Consider the following 17,989-nt stretch of genomic DNA (forward strand, 5'->3'; position numbering starts at 1 on the left):
GATGAGAAATAAGTAATGAGTATTCCTAAAATTGCCAGTTATGCCATGCCTCAAGCCCATGAGTTCACTGAAAATAAAACCCATTGGCAGTTAGATGCCAAACAGTCGGTTCTACTGGTTCATGATATGCAGCAATATTTCTTAGATTTCTATGACCAGCAACAAGCACCCATTCCTGAATTATTAAAAAATACACAGACCTTAATTGAACAGGCCCGTCAACTCAACATTCCTGTGGTGTATACCGCACAACCTGGGGACCAGACTCCAGAGCATCGTCAGTTATTGACTGACTTTTGGGGGACAGGCTTAAAGGCAGATCCGCAAATTACCCGCATTCATCCTGATGTCGCCGCTACGGATGCAGATACGGTTTTAACCAAATGGCGTTATAGCGCCTTTAAATTTTCTGAATTTGAGCAGTTGATGCAACAATGGGGCCGAGATCAATTGGTGATTTGCGGTGTTTATGCGCATATCGGTTGTCTCATGAGTGCAGCAGAAGCCTTTATGCTCAATATCAAACCCTTTGTCTGTGGCGATGCGATGGCGGATTTTAGTCGTGCTGAGCATGATATGGCACTGAAATATATCAGTACCCGCTGTGGTCAGGTCATCACCACCAATCAGGTACTGCGCTTATGGGATCTCAAGCACATGGCTACGGCTTTATCGAAGGAAGGCATTATTGCTGCGGTCAGTGAGCAGCTACAAATCCCTGTGCATGAAATCGAACTACATGACGACTTACTTATGCTCGGTTTAGACTCTGTCCGTTTAATGACGCTGGTTGGAAAATGGCAGGCACACGGCGCAAAAGTGAGTTTTGAAGATCTTGCCGAACAACCAACCTTAGATGTATGGATTGAAAAACTCGTCGCTTAAGCTGAAATAAGTCAATAAAAAATGGCAGATTAAAACTGCCATTTTTTTATTGTTTAGAATTTTTCAGTGAATTGATCACTGTGCTGGATTGAAATAGAAAAGAATGCTTCCTTTCAATCCAGCATTTTTATATATCAAGATTCATCCTGCTTGATACGCATATTTCGGATACGGGATAAAATATCCAGATTTCGCCATTCCAGTTTAGGCAAACCGACCCAGCTATTTACCATGACAAACAGGAAGGCGGTAAATAAAGGAATCAGGATCGTCCCAAAAATCACACTGCCCAATACACTAATGCCAATCTCATAACGACTGGCTGCACCAGCACCTGTGGCAAAGACCAAGGGAATAATCCCCGCACCAAATGCCAGTGATGTCATGATAATGGGACGTAAGCGCAAAGCTAAGGCTTCATACGCTGCGGTATATTTATCTCGTCCTTGTGCAAGTGCTGTCGATGCAAACTCCACAATCAGAATGGCATTTTTACAGGACAATCCAATCGCCGTGAGCAACGCGATCTGGAAATACACATCATTGGGCAATTCAAATAACCACGCAAAAACCACCGTCCCCGTAATCCCGAGCGGTAAACCCAATAAGATAATGAAAGGAATTTTCCAGCTTTCATATAAGGCAGCCAGACACAGGAAAATAAACAGAATCGAAATCACATACAGATAAATTGCCTGATGACTGGATTGCTGTTCCTGTAAAGACAGTCCACTCCAAGCCAGATCTACACCTGATTGCTGGTTAATTAAATCAGAGAGTTGATGCATGGCCTGACCTGAACTAAATCCATCACTAACATTGGCCTCCAGCTGGATCGCCGCCAGTCCCATAAAGCGGTTTAATACCTCAGGCCCACCTGTCCAGTGTGTCTGGGCAAAGTGAGATAAGGGCAGCATTTCTCCAGATTGATTACGCACATGCCAGTAGCGTAAATCTTCAGGTTTAGAACGGTATTCGGTATCGCCTTGCATAATGATGCGTTTAATCCGACCACGTTCAACAAAATCATTAACATAACTGCCACCCCAAGCCGTAGAAAGGGTAGAGCGGATTTCACTTTGTTCCAGTCCTAGCATTTTTGCCTTGTTTTGATCCAGTTGCACATATACGGCGGCTTTGTTGTCGCTGACTAAAGGACTGAGCTGACTAAAAGCAGGATAATGAGCTGACTGACCTTCAATCTCTGCAAATTGTTGTTGTAAATATTCACGCCCTTTGCCAGTTAAGTCACGCAACCATAATTCAATGGCATCCGATTGTCCTAAACCTGCGACACTGGCTGGCATACCCACCATCACACGTGCTGGGAGTAGATCAGAAAGATCCTTTTGCATGCGTGCACGAATGGCAGGTGCGGTATTTTCATCACCTTGACGTTCATCCCAGTGTTTCAATGAAACAAAGGCCATCCCCAGATTTGGCCCTTGTCCAGAGAAATTCTGTCCATTGACCACTAGAACGGTTTTAATATTTTTGCCTTCTTGTTTGAGCAGATAATCATTAACCTGTTTACCCACGGCTTGGGTTTGGCCTAAAGAGGCACTATCTTGCAAGGCAAATTGCACTGCCAGTAGGCCCTGATCTTCATTCGGAATAAAACTGGTCGGTAAAGCCCGATAGATCAAAGCCAGTAGCACAATCAGTGTAGTAACACCCAGATAAGCAAAGTACCTGAATTGAAGTAAGTATTGAGTTGACTGAATAAAGAGATTTTTGATTCGATGCACGCCGCGTTCTAAATATTGCCCCCAAACGGGCTTAGGTTGTTGCTTTTTGAGTAATACAGCACAGAGCGCTGGCGTAATCATCATGGCGGCAATTAACGACAGGAGCATTGCTGCCACCAGCGTGATTGAAAACTGACGGTAAATCATGCCCGTTGAGCCGCTAAAAAAGGCCATTGGAATAAATACCGCCGTAAGAACAAGGGTAATCCCGATCAAGGCACCACTAATTTCCTGCATGGATGCCAGACAGGCTTCTCTTACCTCGAGCTGTTTTTCATGGATGAGTCGCTCAACATTCTCGACCACGACAATGGTATCGTCCACCAACAAGCCGATCGCAAGTACCAAAGCAAATAGGGTGAGGGTATTAATACTCATCCCTGCCAGATACAGAATGATAAATGTGCCACAAATGACAATTGGTACGATAATCGTCGGAATCAGGGTCGCACGCCAGTTCTGTAGAAATAGATACATCACCAACACCACCAAAATCACTGCTTCCAGTAAAGTAAAAATGACCTGCTTGATCGATTCCTGAATAAAAGGCGTATTGTCACGAGGGTAAACGATCTTATAACCCGCAGGTAAATGATGGCTCAACTGCGCAATTTTATCCTTGATCAATTTTGAAGTCTGAATGGCATTGGCATCAGGACTTAAAAAAATCCCTAAACCAGCAGAAGGGAAACCATTTAAGGTATTAATACTTTCATAATTTTCTGCACCCAGCTCAACGCGGGCAACATCCTTAAGATAGACCAGACTGCCATCAATATTGGCCTTGACCACAACCGACTTAAAATCATCAATGGTTTTCAAACGCGAGCCAGCGGTCACTTTGGCGTAGATATTCTGATCCGCCGCGGCAGGCATGGAACCAATTGAACCCGCGGCAATTTGAGTATTGTAGTCCTCTAAAGCCTTCTCGATATCACTTGGCATTAACTTATAGTTTTTAAGCTGATTCGGATTGAGCCAGATCCGCATGGCATAGGCCGATCCAAAGATATCAACTTCTCCAACGCCCTGAATCTGGGCCAGCGGCTGTTCAAAGTGATTCACCAGATAATCGGACAAGTCGATGTTATTGGCTTTACCCGTTTCATCATAAACCCCGACGATAAGTAGCATATCACCTGTGGTTTTCCAGATATTTACACCTTGACGCTGTACCTGTTCGGGGAGGCGACTGAGGGCACTATTCATCTGGTTTTGTACTTGAAGTTGCGCCTTATCAATATCCGTACCAATTTTAAAATGGATATCAATTGTACTGCGACCTGAAGATTCGCTATTAGAGGTGTAATAGAGCAGGTGATCAATGCCTTTAATCTGCTGTTCCAGAATCTGTGTGACACTGTCCTCGACCGTTTCAGCCGATGCTCCCCGATAAACCGTCGCAACGGTCACACTGGGCGGGGCAAGATTGGGATAACGCTCAACAGGTAAAGCCAGAATCGAAAAGAAGCCTAAAATCAAAATGATAATGGCAATGACTGATGCAAAAATCGGATGAAAAATAAAGAAACGGGATAGCATTATTTTATCTACTTATGCATAAAGTTTAAGGAATAGGGGAATACAACAATATTCAAATTGCCGATTATAACTAAATTTTACATAAATAAGAATGATTATCAATTTCAAATAAAAATAATTTCAACTATTGAATGATTATCAATAAATAGCTATGATTCGCAAACTTTACAAATGATAACAATTAACAAATGAAAATTGTTATTAATACTGAGGATGCAATAAAAATGGTCTTGGCTAAGAAGAAATTAGTGATTGCAATTGCAGCATTTACGCCGTTTGCAGTATTTGCAAATGAAGATCAACAAACCCAGAAAGCGGGGACGACCTTACCTACGATCGTCGTCACTGCCAGTCTGGCAGAAGAAAGCCCAGATACGGCACCTGCTTCTATCACTGTTGTCAGCAAAGAGCAGATCGAACAATCAGCAGCAAATAGTCTGGCTGAAGTCTTGGGTAAAACCGTCGGGGTGCAAAATTATAATGGCGGTGGTCGTGAAAAGTTGACCATTCGTGGGGTGCGTGAATCAAACGGGGTATATACCTTGATTCTAGTGAATGGCATACGTATTTCTTCTACAGGTGCCTTATGGCGTGATGCCGATCTGGATATTAGCTCGATTCCATTGTCCAGTATTGAACGGGTAGAAGTAATTCGAGGCCCGATGTCGGCGCTATATGGTTCAGATGCGATTGGCGGTGTAATTAACATTATTACCAAAAAGCCAACAGATGAATGGCAGGGCGCAATTAATGCGGAATATCATATAGTTGATCGCGGTACAGGAAAACAGCAATATCGTCTGGGCGCCTCTGCATCTGGTGCATTGACCGATAAATTAGGTCTTTCTATTTCAGCTGAGCAATATGACCGTGATGCATGGTTCTCACAAGGCAAACAAGCCACGCCAGCGTATTATATCGAAGGCAAGAAAACCCAAAATTTACGTTCAACCCTTAGTTATGAACTCAATGATCAGCAAAATATTGATCTTGACTTAGGATATAACAAGGATGAACGTCCTTATGGCCAAACGGATTATCAATATTATCCAGCTTGGGACTATTTAAGTGAAGGTTTTGCCAGTCAGGAGATTGAACGTTATTCAGTTGGCCTAACACATCGCGGTGACTGGAGTTGGGGTAAAACCACCGTTTCAGCGCAACAGGAAAATAGTGAAATTAAAGACTATGATTCAGATTTTGATGAACCTAAACATCGTACTTTAAAAGAAAATAATACCAACTTGCGTGCTTATAGCAATTTTGATGTCAGTATTCACGGTGTTGTTGCTGGTGTTGAATACAATAATCAGGAAGTCAAAGACGGTGTAACTTATCAAAATTCAGGTAAGGCTTCGGTTAGCACAACTTCGGTCTTTGTACAGGATGACATCCATATCACAGATCCGCTGACTTTATCCTTGTCTGGTCGTTATGATGATCATGAAGTGTTTGGTCACCATTTCAGTCCAAAAGCTTATCTGGTCTATCAGTTACCGCATGATATTGTGGTGAAGGGCGGTTATGGACAAGCCTTTAAAGCGCCGTCTCTGGCACAAATGACTAAAGATTATGGCATAGTCAGTTGTGGAGGAGGGTGTACCTTATGGGGCAACCCAAACCTTGAACCTGAAACCAGTGATAACTATGAAATTAGTGCTTCTATCCGTAAATCGAGCTGGAACGGGAGTGTGACTTTATTCCAGAATGAAATTAAAGATATGATCAGCCGTGATATTACCTATACCATAGATCCAAACGGTGAATCCAAGCCGACTGGCGCTGCTTGGGTAAATTTAGGGCGAGTTAAAATCAAAGGTGTAGAGCTTGCAGCACAGGCTGATTTATTGCCTATGCTTTCTGTCGATGCCAATGCGACTTATCTTGATGCTAAAAACAGTGAAACACATAAACGCCTGGATGAACGTCCACGTCTGCAAGCCAATACCAATCTTAATTTAAAACCGCTTGAATGGTTAACTCTAACGGCGGGTGCAAGTTATATTGGTGATCAGGTCATTAATCAGAAAAAACTACCTGATTATACCTTGGTCAATATTGGTCTCTCTGCCAAAGTAGATCCAGCAGTGACTGTACGTGCAGGTATCCGCAACCTGACCGATGTTGATCTTGAAAAAAAGGGCAAAGATGCGGGAATTACATTTAATGAAAAAGAGCTGGGCCGTAATTATTACGTCGGTTTGACCTATACCTTCTAATTTTGAATATTGTACCTAACAAGATGCCTTGAGAAATCGTTTTCAAGGCATTGTTTACTTCGATTTTTCGACTTTTATTTATACCAAGTTATTTATTTTTATAAAAAATAGAGTTGTTATTATTTTAATTTACAGGTTTTTTATGTACTCAAAGTTATTAATAAATAAAGGCTTAACGCCAACTGTTGCCAGAGTTTCCGTTTTAGAAGTACTTGCTCAACATAACGGTCTTACCGCAGATGATATCTATATGATTGCCAATAAACAAAGTGGCCTCAAAATAGGCACCATTTACAGAGTCCTGTCTGATCTGGAAAAACATCATCTTATTCAAAGAATTCTGTTTGGTCGGAATAAAAGTGTATACAAACTACTTAAGCAAAGAATCAATTGTAATGTGAGAGAAACCATCAATGGAAATATGCATGCTTATAACAATCCTGAAATCACCACATTACTCGAAGAAATCATGGACAAACTTGGAGATGAGTTTTCAACAGCAGAACTGATTTTGTATAAATAAAGCTTTTGGATCACAAGTTAAATTCAATTTATCGGCTAAATGTGAAAAAGTCGTAGATAGATGGAAAATATACTTGTCCAATCTAAAGAAATTGTGAATACTCGTGCCGCAAATTCGGACTGTAAAATTATTTTTTAGGACTCGGCAAATACTGTGAAAACCTTTGCACTTTCTCGTTTACAAACAGCATTACTGGCAGTTGGCTCATTTTCATGTTTAGGACTGCTTTCCACAGCGGCACAGGCCGAAACTGAAGGCGAAACCACTCGGCTTGCCACTATTACAGTCAATGCTCAGGCTGCGGAAAGTGCGTATTATCAACCTAAAGTCAATTTAACTGGTTTTAATCAACACAGTCTGGCCGAAATACCTGCATCAATCAGTACTATCACAGCTGAACGTATTGCAGATCAACATGCAAAAACACTCACGGATGTGGTAAAGAATGATGCAGCAGTAGGGGATGGCTATGCACCAATTGGCTATTATCCGAACTTTGTCATGCGTGGCTTTGCCCTGAATCTGGGTTCAAGTTATTTGCTGAATGGCAATGTGATTCGCGGTGAGCAAAATGCAGCGCTTGAAAATAAAGAACAGGTTGAAATCCTGAAAGGAATTAGCGCGATTCAAAGTGGCATGTCAACACCCGGTGGTGTAGTCAATTATGTGACTAAACGTCCTAAAGACATACAGTCGGTTAGCGTAGGTACTGATAGTGAAGGTGGCTACCATGTTGCAACAGATCTAGGGGGATTGTTGGGCGAGCAGCAACAATTTGGTTACCGGATTAATCTGGCCAATGAAGAAATTCATCCATATGTTGAACATGCCAATGGGCGTCGTTTATTTGGCTCAGTCGCTTTAGACTGGAAAATCTCAGATCATTCCAAGCTCGAATTTGATCTTGAATCACAACATCAACGTCAGCGTTCTGTACCAGGTTATCAATTATTGGGTGGAAACGCCGTACCAAGTGGTGTGAAATGGGATCGTTTACTGGGTTATCAAAGCTGGAGTAAACCTGTAAGCAGTGATAGCCTAAATACAGGATTAAAATATACTTATCAGATCAATGACAACTGGACATCGCATTTAAGTGCTTCACAAAGCCGTGTTGTGGTAGATGACTATTCATCATTTGCTTGGGGTTGTTGTCAGGCGCAAAATAATACTTTTGACCCGAATGGTAATTACGATATTTATGACTTCCGCAATCCAGATGATAGCTATCTCACCAATCAATTTAAGGCTGGCATAAACGGTAAATTTAATACCGGTACATGGCAACACAATCTCAGTGCAGAATTGTCCCACACAGCTAAACGCCATTCACAATATGATGCTATTTTCCAAGCCCCAGAAGCATCTGGAAATATTTATGAAGATACTAAAGAATATATTCCGACCGAAAAAAACCTAGGCAAGCATTATAAATCCTTAAAAAGCCAGCAAACCGCATTAACATTGATTGACCAGATTGATTTCAATACGGCTTGGTCAGTTTTAGCAGGTGGAAAACTTTTACATTTAGATGAAAATGCTTATCAAACAGATGGTCAGCGCATTCGGAAAACCGACTTTAATCGCTTCTTGCCGCAATTTGCTGTGATGTATCAACCTTGGGAACGCACGCATTTATATGCATCTTATGCCAAAGGTTTAAGCGATGGTGGTCAGGCACCTTGGTTTACCAATAATGCGCCTATAACGCTAGCCCCAATACATTCGACTCAATATGAATTGGGTATGAAACAGCAATGGCAGGATTTTCTCTTTACAGCAGCATTATTTGATTTAAAACAAGACAATCAGTATACCAATGCAGCCAATAATTATATTGCTGAAGGTGAACAGCATAACCTTGGATTGGAATTCGGTTTACAAGGTCGTTTAGGTGAAAATCTGGATATTACATCAAGTCTGGCATTGACACGTTCACGACTTAAAGATGTACAAGTGACTGAATATAAAGGACATCAGACTCAAAATGTGCCAAATGTACGTTTTGCCAGTCATTTATCTTATCAAGTCCCACAAATTGATGGATTACGTTTATTGGCAGGTATGCAGTACAGCAGCAGTAAATATGCCAATAAAACAGGCACAGTGAAGGTGTCAGGCTATAGCGTATTTGATGCTGGCGCTGCGTATAACTTTCATGCGTATGGTTATGACAATACATTGAGATTGAATGTCGATAATTTATTGAATAAAAAATACTGGCGCGATGTAGGCAATTTTGCTGGGGATGATTATTTATTCTTGGGTGCGCCACGTACAGCACAGTTATCGTGGACTATGAATTTTTAATTTGCCATAGAATTTAAAATACCGAGAAAGCATCACGGCGTAAACTTTAAATCATCAAATAAGTTTACGCCGTTTTTATTTAGATTCGTATAGAGCAATTAGAAGCCTCAAAATTAGAGTTTGGTGAGGAACAAGTCGTGATCTTAATAAATTATAATTATTTCGCATAATGTATATTATGTTAAATAGAATGTCTGAGACTGTGGCCTGAGCAGCACTGCTACGCAAGTCATTGTTTGTTGCCACAACTAAGCAACGTGAATTATGATTGTAGAGGTTCACGTTGCTGACTTAGAGTTCTCATTCCATAAAAAGAAAGGTCTAGATTTTATTTAAGACACTAAATCAAATGGCAGAAGATTTTTCAAGCCGGCTGCCCAGAATCTCCTAAGTGAATGTCTCCTGCTATCTCAGCACACATCAATAAGAAGATAAGCTTTTATTTTCTATATCAACTACGTTTAAATTCCAACCCTCTCATTTTTCAACTAGCTCAGGTTATAATGATGGTCTCCTAAAATATAGTTGATTTATTATGAACGCCTCCAATGATCCTCTACACGGCAAAAAACTTGCTGACATTTTGGATGAGTTATTGGATTACTACGGTGGCTTTGAGGGCTTAAGTCGTAAAATTGAAATTAGATGTTTTTGTATAGATCCAAGTGTTAAATCATCATTGCGATTCTTACGTACCACACCATGGGCACGTGAAAAAGTAGAAAACTTATATTTGTATGTCTTACGCCAAAAAACTAAACAGAAATCGTAACTATCAGAACCCTAGTCTCAGCATTTTAATTAGTGGCGGACTGCCACTACTCTCTTAGACAAAATTTAGTCAATTCTTAAGACCTTTATTAGCAAAAATTTGCATTTATAGTTAGGTTTTTAATTACGCGCAAAACTCTCAATTGATGTCTTAAAATCAATTTGTTGACTAATTTTCATAGCTTTATATGAAAAGATTATTGGTGGCATTCGTAAGTTTTTTCAATATTTTTTAAATTATTTATAACCCCTAATTTTACTTTAAAGGCGTTAAAATTCAGTTATATACCAGCTATTTATCCTACCTATATTACTCTCAACAAAACTAAGACTAACTTTGTCTTAGTTTTATTATTGACTTAAAACACAGACTGCATTAGTCTGTGTTTGTAATTGATCAATTATGAAATTAAATGGCTTATATCACTAGTAGCGTCGAGTATGCGATTCACTGTCTTCTTTTTCTTGTAAATAATGAAGACAAACCTTTGAGTAGTAAGGATCTTGCCGAATTACAAGGAGTCTCTCCAAGTTTTATGGCCAAGATTTTTCCTAAACTTGAAAAGGCTGGACTTGTTGTAGCACAAGAAGGTGTTCGCGGTGGATATTTACTGGCCCAATCTGCTCACGAAATCAGTTTTTTAGATATTGTGAATGCAATCGAGGGTGAAAAACCACTTTTTGAGTGTCAAGAAGTTCGTGGTAAATGTGCGGTCTTTAACAATGCCCCACCCGATTGGGCAACCAGTGGTGTGTGTGCAGTTCATGCAGTTATGCTACAGGCTGAAAAAGCCATGCGAGATGCTTTAGGTGCACATACACTTGGTGATATTGCAAATCGTTTTGGCCGTTATGCACCCGATGTATTTTTTAGTGATGTAAATGGCTGGATCAATGAACGCATTGAAGGAAGAACAGCAAAAATGCGGAAAAGTAAGATATCACGGGATACACCGCCAGACTAATGAGCTGTAAGGGTCTCAAATCCTAGAGCAATAACACCCCGTAATCGTTTTAAACGCCTTCTCAGATTTTTCGGACAGTCAGAGAAAGGATTCGCTCACCCAAAATTTGGGAGTGAGCTAGAACTTGTATGTCCGAAAAAATCGATCAAAAGGATAATCAAATGAGTAAGCGTATTATTATTGCAGGTTCTGGCTTTGCTGGTTTATGGGCTGCACTTGCCGCACAACGGGCAATTCACTTGGCTTCCCAACAACAAAACATTGAAGTGATAATGGTTTCTCCTAGTCCAAATGTGGATATTCGTCCTCGTCTTTATGAAGCTGTACTTGAAAATATGTACCCTGATATTTCAGAAGTATTAAGCGTAGTTGACGTTAAATATGTGGCTGGCTGGGTAAATGAAATTGATGCTACTGCCCAAAATCTTGTAATTACCACAACTCAAGGCGACAAACAGACTTTAAGCTATGACCGTTTTATTTTGGCAACTGGAAGCACCACGTTTATGCCACCAATACCAGGTCTTACCGAGTATGGATTTAGCGTAAGCACATTAGAAGATGCGGAAAAATTAGATCAACATCTTAAAAACTTAGCCCATAAACCTGCAAATGCAGCACGTAATACTGTAGTTGTCGCTGGTGGCGGCCTGACTGGGTTAGAAACCGTGACCGAAATGCCTGAACGTCTGCGTAGCATTTTAGGTGAAACTGATATTCGTGTGGTTTTAGTCGATTCATCAGCAGAAATTGGTGCGGCATTGGGTGATGAAGCTGCGGCTGTCATTCGTGAAGCTCTCGACGAACTTGGTGTGGAAGGTAAAGCTGGGCTACGCGTTACTGCACTTGATACTTCTGGCGTAACACTTTCTAACGGCGAAAGAATTGACGCAGAAACTGTTATTTGGACTGCAGGCATGCGAGCAAACTCACTTACCTCTCAAATTGCAGGTGAAAAAGATAATTTAGGTCGTATTTTAGGTGATGCTTATTTACATGCACCTGAAGCAAAAAATATTTTTGTGACTGGTGATACAGTCAAAGTTCCAACTGACGATTTAGGTAATTTTAACGTAATGTCGTGTCAGCATGCGATGAGTCTAGGCCGTGTAGCGGGTTACAATGCGGCCGCAGAACTGGTTGATTTACCATTACACGCTTATAGTCAGCCGAAGTATGTGACTTGTGTTGACTTAGGCCCATGGGGAGCACTTTATACTGAAGGATGGAATCGAAAAGTTCAATTTGTGCGTCACGAGGCGAAAAAAATTAAACAAGAAATTAATACTGTATGGATTTATCCGCCAGTTGCAGATCGCAAAGCAATTTTTGCAATAGCAAACCCTGATTTTGTGATTGTTCCTTAATATTAGGTTTTCTAGAACAAACTACTTGATTTAAACACCTTAAAAGCAAAGCCGTCGCTGGTTTTGCTTCTAGGGTTTATTCTTTAGTCATTAGGTATGACTTCTAACTCTTCTATTATCGTCAAAGCCATTTTTTAGCAGAAAACGAGATTTGTCCTGTAATTTCTGAATATGAGGGAATCATAATTCTGGTATGTAATACCACACTGATCTTATGAAACTTTTCTCTATTCTAAATTAGAAGCCTTGGTTCATAAACTTAATTTACGATTAGTGCTTTGCTTACTTCCCGATAAAATTTGGGCGTCACATTCGTCCAACGTTTAAATGCACGTGAAAAATGAGAAATATCAGCATAGCCCAAACGATCCGCCACCTCTTGAATAGATAACTTTGGCTGTTTTAATAAATACTCGGCATGTTGTCTACGCACCTCTGCCAATAATGTCTGAAACGTTGTTTGTTGCTGTCCTAGCTGCCTTTGTAATGATCTCTCCGAAATATGCAGTTTTCCTGCAATTTGTTTGATTGATAAAAAACCATCCTGTTCGTCATAAATCATGGCTTTAATCACAACATCCAGACGATCCTTCCCCATTCTTTTTTGTGCCAGTTTCTGAGCATCTTGCTGGCATTGTTGTCTGCTTAAACGTGCAAGCAACGGATCTGAGGTTTTTAATGGTATACCCAAACATTGTTTCTTAAAAATCAGACAATCTGCTTCCGCAGCAAAATCCACGCTTAAATACTTGGTAGGATGGATATTTCTATAAAAATCAGGTTTATCTTGCTGAAACTTATAGCGAAGATCCAGATTAACTTGAGCCAGACTCTCCAAAATCTGTGCGAATCCAAATAGCAAAAAGCAAATCGCGTGTGGATTCAATCGCTCTGGTCGTAATGGCTGAGAAAAATATAAGTACGCCATTTCGCCGTCAATCTTAAGTCTAGGCTTAAAAACGGCGCAATGTAGACCAATAAATTGCTCTAAAATCTCTATCGCTTCCGATAATGTCTGTGCTGCGGTTGCAGCGACTCCCACATTACCATAGCAAGATGCCCTCATGTCCTGAGCAAGATATAAACTCATTGCAGGTTCCTTGGTTAAGGTCACTGCTTTTTCGAGTAAATAATTGAAAATATTCATATCAACATACCAGAACGGAGCTTCAAGTTTTTGCACCTGAATACCTGTACCTGCCAGCATTTGCTCAGGAGAAATATTCCATTTTTTCACCACATCGATCAATAAGTTGACATAGCTTCCTGGTAATTCTGGGCTCATTTTTATGTTCTCATCACATGAATTTGGCGTGAAATGGTAAATATTGGCAGCTAATGAACTATGCCAGTTTTAAGCATTTCGGCATAGTTCATTTATCTAAAATATATTGATTAATGTGATACCCCAATGAATATACTGATTGTGCATGCTCATCCAGAAAACTTGTCGTTTACCAGCGTACTCAAGGACAGGGCACAGGAAACTTTTGAAAAGCTTGGCCACAACGTTGAAATCTCTGATCTGTATGCAATGAATTTTAATCCCGTTGCATCTCAAGACGATTTTCAAAGCTTAAACCAGCCTGATTACCTGAATTATGCTTTGGAACAACGCCATGCATTTAAACAGCAGCAATTTTCACAGGATATTCAGACTGAAATTGAAAAAGTACAACGTGCAGATCTACTCATTTTGAACTTTCCGTTGTACTGGACTTCGGTACCTGCCATTTTAAAGGGCTGGATTGATCGTGTATTCGTCTCTGGACTGTTTTATGGTGGCAAACGCTTTTACAACCACGGCGGCATGCGTGGCAAAAAAGCCATGCTTTGTTTAACGTTGGGTGGTCGTGATCACATGTTTGGTGAAAACACTATTCATGGGCCAATTGAGCATTATCTTTCATCCATCCAGCGTGGCACATTGGCCTATGCGGGATTTGAAGTTCTACCGCCCTTCATTGCCTATCACGTACCTTATATCAGTCACGAAGCCCGACAAAAACTGTTAACTGATTTTGAGAGCTATATCACTCACCTTGACCAGCTAGAAGCACTCGAATTTCCATTACTCGAAAATTTTGATGACAGGATGCATCCATTAAAATAAATAGGCCATAAAAAAACTGCTATGCGTACCCCAACGTCATAGCAGTTTTTATCTCTAGAATGACTTTAGTTTTTGTGCTGTAGCTTATAACACTCATCTAAAGCCAATTCGTAATAGGCCAGACCTTCCTGAGCAGCCAGAAAAGCCTTTTGTTGTAGTACAGGATCTTTATCACATAAGCGCTTAATCAGCTCCATCGCCTCATACGGATGTAAATCATCATAATGTGCATGCGCTCTTAACCACGCTAAAGAACGTTTATTGATATTCACTTCAGGATGCTGGGTATAAACCTGTATTCCTTTATACACCTGAATAGTCCAGTCGCCTGTTGCCCATTCAATTGCGAGATTGGTCGCAGCAATACTTTCAGCCAGCGTGCCTCGGAAGTTGACATCCCATAAAAAGTGATTTACTGCATTCATGGCCACAGGCGGTTTGACATTGTTGAGCATCTCAACCGTCAGACCAAATCCCCCTGCCCAGTCCTGATACCAATTCAAATGCCGTTCTTCCACCTTGATATTCTGGATCAGCCAGTCACGGGTTTCAGTCACGCCATCCAGTTCAAACGAGGTTGCTTTCGCCAATGATCCGGCCATATAAGACGGAAAATGAGCCACCAAGGGATAGAAATTCAATAAGGCTGAACGAAAACATTCCAGACTTAATGAACCATTTGCCATATCCATAAATAACGGATGTTTACTCACTCTTTCTTTTGAAGGTAACAGGTCGTCCCAGAACTGTTGCGCCCATTCGGAGTGAGGTGTGATTTCTAGTTTTGTTCCATATTGATTCATAGCAGTCATTGCGATGCATCCTATTTCGTATGACTTAATTCAACCATTGACCATGATTGATGCTTTTTTATAAATTGTATCTCAATGCCATCAAGATACAATCGATTGCCGTTTAATTTGTAACAGCTTTTTATTTCTTGAATCTAATTTAAGCTTGAATCATTATATTAGGCAATGCTTATTATTTAAAAATTAATATTTTTTTATAATCTAATACACATTCTATTTAAATCAGTGTAACGTAGTAAAAAAATAATCCCTATTTTGACATTTATAAGAACATTTTTGGGAGTGGTGAGAGATAAGATGAAGTTGAAAGCTTCCAATATATTGGGACAAGAACAAATCGACTTGTTAATTTCTCGCGGGCTAAATTTAGTTTGGTTTCCTAAAGAATTAGAAGTGATCTATCGTGATCAGTACAGAAATGAGGCTGCGCATGAGTTCCGTTATCGCGCCCCTATTATTTTAGGTTTATATCTATTTCTAAGCTTCGGTATCTATCAGGTTCTACCTACAGACCTACGTATCACCTGGATGGCAACCTACGGATGGGTTGGGATCATTATTACATTGGCATGGATGCTGTCTTTCCTGCCGATGATGAATAAATGGTTTGACCACTATGTCTGTATCGGCTCCATGGGCGCTGTCGCTATTTCGTTTACGATCATTAACGTACTGGAACAAGGACAAAATAACGTTCTGTTCCATGCCGCCATGATGTATGCCGTTGTGATCATCTACGGCTTCGTCGGGATGCGCTTCTATACGGCGATTATTGCGGGCTGGGTTGGCGGTTTGATCGGGATTATTGCCAGTACATGGCTCAGTGGTGCCATCGACTGGACCTTCCTGAACCGTACCTATACCTTCAGCAGTTTTCTGGGTATGGCGCTTGCCTATGCAACCGATCGGCAACACCGTGAAAACTATCTGCAAAACTGCATGATCGAACTCAACCGTTTAGAACTGATGCGACAAGCCCAACAACTGTCGATTCTCTCTCAACAGGATGCCTTAACAGGTCTGGCAAATCGCCGTTATCTGGATGAGGTGCTTGAGAATGAATGGAAACGTGCGACACGGCATGGTCTGCCAATCACCATCATGATGATCGATATCGATTTCTTTAAGCTCTATAACGATACCTTGGGGCATATTCAGGGGGATCAATGCTTACGGCGCATCGCGATTATGCTCGGCTCTATCGCCTCACGCAGTGGCGATCTTGCTGCACGCTATGGTGGCGAAGAGTTTCTGTTACTGTTTGCCATGACGGATCGTGAACAAGCTCTGGTGCAAGTACGCAGACTCATGGAGCTCATCAGTAATATCGGGATTGCTCACCCAAGAAGCCATGTATCCAAGCAAGTCACTATTAGTGTGGGTGTTGCCACCATGACGCCAAGTCTAAATGACAGTCTATCCGAGTTTATTGCGCAGGCCGATCATGCGTTATATATTGCGAAAAGTAATGGCCGAAATCAGTATCATATTGCGACATCAGATAATATGATTTCTGAAACTTTATAATTGATTAACTATTATTGAATGAATGTTAAATTAATTTAATTTTATTCTATTTAAAATGTGATCTAAGCCACACATATAATAAATTATCCGTGTGGCTTAATCTTTTTTATATTAGGGTTCGATTGGCTTAAATGGTGCAACCACATCGGCATTTTGAGCACGATGTCTTAAAAAGTGATCCATCAACACAATCGCCAACATCGCTTCAGCAATCGGCGTTGCACGTACACCCACACATGGATCATGACGACCTTTGGTTAATACATCCGTATTTTCCCGTTCAATCGTAATGGTTTTACCTGGTGTGGTAATACTTGCAGTCGGTTTCAATGCAATCGCAACACGAATAATTTGACCACTCGAAATCCCACCTAAAATACCGCCTGCATGATTGGCAAGGAAACCGTCTGTGGTCAGCTCATCACGAGTTTCATGACCAAACTGTCCAGCAACAGCGAAACCATCACCAACCTCAACGCCTTTAACCGCATTGATGCTCATCATCGCATGGGCAATATCTGCATCTAAACGATCAAATACAGGTTCACCCCAGCCAACAGGTACTTTTTCAGCCACGATTTCAAGTTTTGCGCCACAACTGGTGCCTTGCTCACGTAACGCAGTGACCAGCTGTTCAAAACGCGGAACAGCATCAACATCGCCACAGAAAAATGGATTATTCGGAACTTCCGCCCAATCCAGTTTTTCTGCAACTTCATTACCAATTTGAGTAACATGGCCACGAATATCAATGCCAAATTTTTCAGCGAGATATTTCTTGGCAATCGCCCCCGCAGCAACACGCATTGCCGTTTCACGCGCACTTGAACGGCCACCACCACGATAGTCACGGAAGCCGTATTTTTGCGTATAGGTATAATCAGCATGGCCTGGACGGAATGTTTGAGCAATATTGCCGTAATCTTTTGATTTCTGATCTGTATTACGAATCAACAAACCAATCGATGTTCCTGTCGTTTTACCTTCAAAAACACCAGAAATGATTTCGACTTGATCTGGCTCTTTACGTTGCGTTGCAAACTTTGATGTCCCCGGTTTACGGCGATCAAGATCTTTTTGCAAATCAGCTTCACAAAGCTCAAGACCAGGTGGCACCCCATCGACAATTGCCATCAAGCCAACACCATGTGACTCACCACATGTTGTCACTCGAAACAGTTGCCCAATACTATTCCCTGCCATGTTT

Annotated in this window: 13 protein-coding genes; 9 read left to right on the plus strand and 4 right to left on the minus strand. The window is 41.0% G+C overall.

Annotation, left to right across the window (positions count from 1 at the left end; genetic code table 11):
- The first annotated feature begins 15 nt into the window (after window positions 1-15).
- A complete protein-coding gene (locus tag AWW72_RS13585; protein ID WP_062847683.1) occupies window positions 16-885 on the plus strand; it encodes an isochorismatase in 870 nt (289 codons plus the stop codon).
- Window positions 886-1,019: 134 nt separating this feature from the next.
- Here the strand turns inward: AWW72_RS13585 and AWW72_RS13590 are convergent, their stop codons facing one another.
- Complete coding sequence (locus AWW72_RS13590) at window positions 1,020-4,175, minus strand: multidrug efflux RND transporter permease subunit (protein WP_062847684.1); 3,156 nt, start codon at window positions 4,173-4,175, stop codon at window positions 1,020-1,022.
- A gap of 224 nt (window positions 4,176-4,399) precedes the next feature.
- On the opposite strand from AWW72_RS13590, the gene AWW72_RS13595 reads away from it, so the two are divergent.
- The 6 genes from AWW72_RS13595 to AWW72_RS13620 all read left to right on the plus strand — a co-directional run bounded on the left by AWW72_RS13595 (window position 4,400) and on the right by AWW72_RS13620 (window position 12,330).
- Window positions 4,400-6,394 carry a TonB-dependent receptor plug domain-containing protein gene (locus tag AWW72_RS13595; RefSeq protein WP_062847685.1) on the plus strand — a complete coding sequence of 665 codons (1,995 nt, stop codon included), beginning with the start codon at window positions 4,400-4,402 and terminating at the stop codon, window positions 6,392-6,394.
- 142 nt (window positions 6,395-6,536) lie between these two features.
- The gene (locus AWW72_RS13600; protein ID WP_047427491.1) at window positions 6,537-6,917 is read left to right on the plus strand and encodes a Fur family transcriptional regulator; all 381 of its coding nucleotides are present in this window, start codon (window positions 6,537-6,539) and stop codon (window positions 6,915-6,917) included.
- A 153-nt stretch (window positions 6,918-7,070) separates the two neighbouring features.
- Window positions 7,071-9,227 carry a TonB-dependent siderophore receptor gene (locus AWW72_RS13605; protein WP_062847686.1) on the plus strand — a complete coding sequence of 719 codons (2,157 nt, stop codon included), beginning with the start codon at window positions 7,071-7,073 and terminating at the stop codon, window positions 9,225-9,227.
- A 535-nt stretch (window positions 9,228-9,762) separates the two neighbouring features.
- On the plus strand, window positions 9,763-9,999 hold the full coding sequence (locus tag AWW72_RS13610) for a VF530 family protein (protein ID WP_017390743.1): 237 nt from the start codon (window positions 9,763-9,765) through the stop codon (window positions 9,997-9,999).
- 412 nt (window positions 10,000-10,411) lie between these two features.
- Window positions 10,412-10,963: an RrF2 family transcriptional regulator gene (locus AWW72_RS13615; RefSeq protein ID WP_062847687.1), complete on the plus strand. Its 552-nt coding sequence runs from the start codon at window positions 10,412-10,414 to the stop codon at window positions 10,961-10,963.
- Between the two features lie 161 nt (window positions 10,964-11,124).
- Window positions 11,125-12,330 carry an NAD(P)/FAD-dependent oxidoreductase gene (locus AWW72_RS13620; RefSeq protein ID WP_062847727.1) on the plus strand — a complete coding sequence of 402 codons (1,206 nt, stop codon included), beginning with the start codon at window positions 11,125-11,127 and terminating at the stop codon, window positions 12,328-12,330.
- 259 nt (window positions 12,331-12,589) lie between these two features.
- Here the strand turns inward: AWW72_RS13620 and AWW72_RS13625 are convergent, their stop codons facing one another.
- Window positions 12,590-13,615: a helix-turn-helix transcriptional regulator gene (locus AWW72_RS13625; protein ID WP_062847688.1), complete on the minus strand. Its 1,026-nt coding sequence runs from the start codon at window positions 13,613-13,615 to the stop codon at window positions 12,590-12,592.
- 126 nt (window positions 13,616-13,741) lie between these two features.
- On the opposite strand from AWW72_RS13625, the gene AWW72_RS13630 reads away from it, so the two are divergent.
- Window positions 13,742-14,443 carry an NAD(P)H-dependent oxidoreductase gene (locus AWW72_RS13630; RefSeq protein WP_062847689.1) on the plus strand — a complete coding sequence of 234 codons (702 nt, stop codon included), beginning with the start codon at window positions 13,742-13,744 and terminating at the stop codon, window positions 14,441-14,443.
- A 65-nt stretch (window positions 14,444-14,508) separates the two neighbouring features.
- Here the strand turns inward: AWW72_RS13630 and AWW72_RS13635 are convergent, their stop codons facing one another.
- The gene (locus AWW72_RS13635; protein ID WP_004772138.1) at window positions 14,509-15,255 is read right to left on the minus strand and encodes an iron-containing redox enzyme family protein; all 747 of its coding nucleotides are present in this window, start codon (window positions 15,253-15,255) and stop codon (window positions 14,509-14,511) included.
- 297 nt (window positions 15,256-15,552) lie between these two features.
- On the opposite strand from AWW72_RS13635, the gene AWW72_RS13640 reads away from it, so the two are divergent.
- Entirely contained in the window at window positions 15,553-16,782 is a 1,230-nt protein-coding gene (locus tag AWW72_RS13640) for a GGDEF domain-containing protein (protein WP_004772135.1), read from the plus strand.
- A 111-nt stretch (window positions 16,783-16,893) separates the two neighbouring features.
- Here AWW72_RS13640 and aroC read toward each other — a convergent pair whose 3' ends face one another.
- Window positions 16,894-17,985 (minus strand): chorismate synthase, encoded by a 1,092-nt coding sequence (aroC, locus tag AWW72_RS13645; RefSeq protein WP_062847690.1) that lies wholly within the window; start codon window positions 17,983-17,985, stop codon window positions 16,894-16,896.
- Window positions 17,986-17,989: the final 4 nt, after the last annotated feature.

The sequence above is a fragment of the Acinetobacter sp. NRRL B-65365 genome (assembly GCF_001605865.1).
In the GTDB taxonomy this organism is placed as follows: domain Bacteria; phylum Pseudomonadota; class Gammaproteobacteria; order Pseudomonadales; family Moraxellaceae; genus Acinetobacter; species Acinetobacter vivianii.

Excerpts from the sequence above, each read along its gene's own strand:
- AWW72_RS13635 (WP_004772138.1), bottom strand. The coding sequence starts at position 15,255 with ATGACTGCTATGAATCAATATGGAACAAAACTAGAAATCACACCTCAC.
- AWW72_RS13620 (WP_062847727.1), top strand. The coding sequence starts at position 11,125 with ATGAGTAAGCGTATTATTATTGCAGGTTCTGGCTTTGCTGGTTTATGG.
- AWW72_RS13600 (WP_047427491.1), top strand. The coding sequence starts at position 6,537 with ATGTACTCAAAGTTATTAATAAATAAAGGCTTAACGCCAACTGTTGCC.
- AWW72_RS13640 (WP_004772135.1), top strand. The coding sequence starts at position 15,553 with ATGAAGTTGAAAGCTTCCAATATATTGGGACAAGAACAAATCGACTTG.
- AWW72_RS13615 (WP_062847687.1), top strand. The coding sequence starts at position 10,412 with ATGGCTTATATCACTAGTAGCGTCGAGTATGCGATTCACTGTCTTCTT.
- AWW72_RS13630 (WP_062847689.1), top strand. The coding sequence starts at position 13,742 with ATGAATATACTGATTGTGCATGCTCATCCAGAAAACTTGTCGTTTACC.
- AWW72_RS13625 (WP_062847688.1), bottom strand. The coding sequence starts at position 13,615 with ATGAGCCCAGAATTACCAGGAAGCTATGTCAACTTATTGATCGATGTG.
- AWW72_RS13585 (WP_062847683.1), top strand. The coding sequence starts at position 16 with ATGAGTATTCCTAAAATTGCCAGTTATGCCATGCCTCAAGCCCATGAG.
- AWW72_RS13610 (WP_017390743.1), top strand. The coding sequence starts at position 9,763 with ATGAACGCCTCCAATGATCCTCTACACGGCAAAAAACTTGCTGACATT.
- AWW72_RS13590 (WP_062847684.1), bottom strand. The coding sequence starts at position 4,175 with ATGCTATCCCGTTTCTTTATTTTTCATCCGATTTTTGCATCAGTCATT.
- aroC (WP_062847690.1), bottom strand. The coding sequence starts at position 17,985 with ATGGCAGGGAATAGTATTGGGCAACTGTTTCGAGTGACAACATGTGGT.
- AWW72_RS13595 (WP_062847685.1), top strand. The coding sequence starts at position 4,400 with ATGGTCTTGGCTAAGAAGAAATTAGTGATTGCAATTGCAGCATTTACG.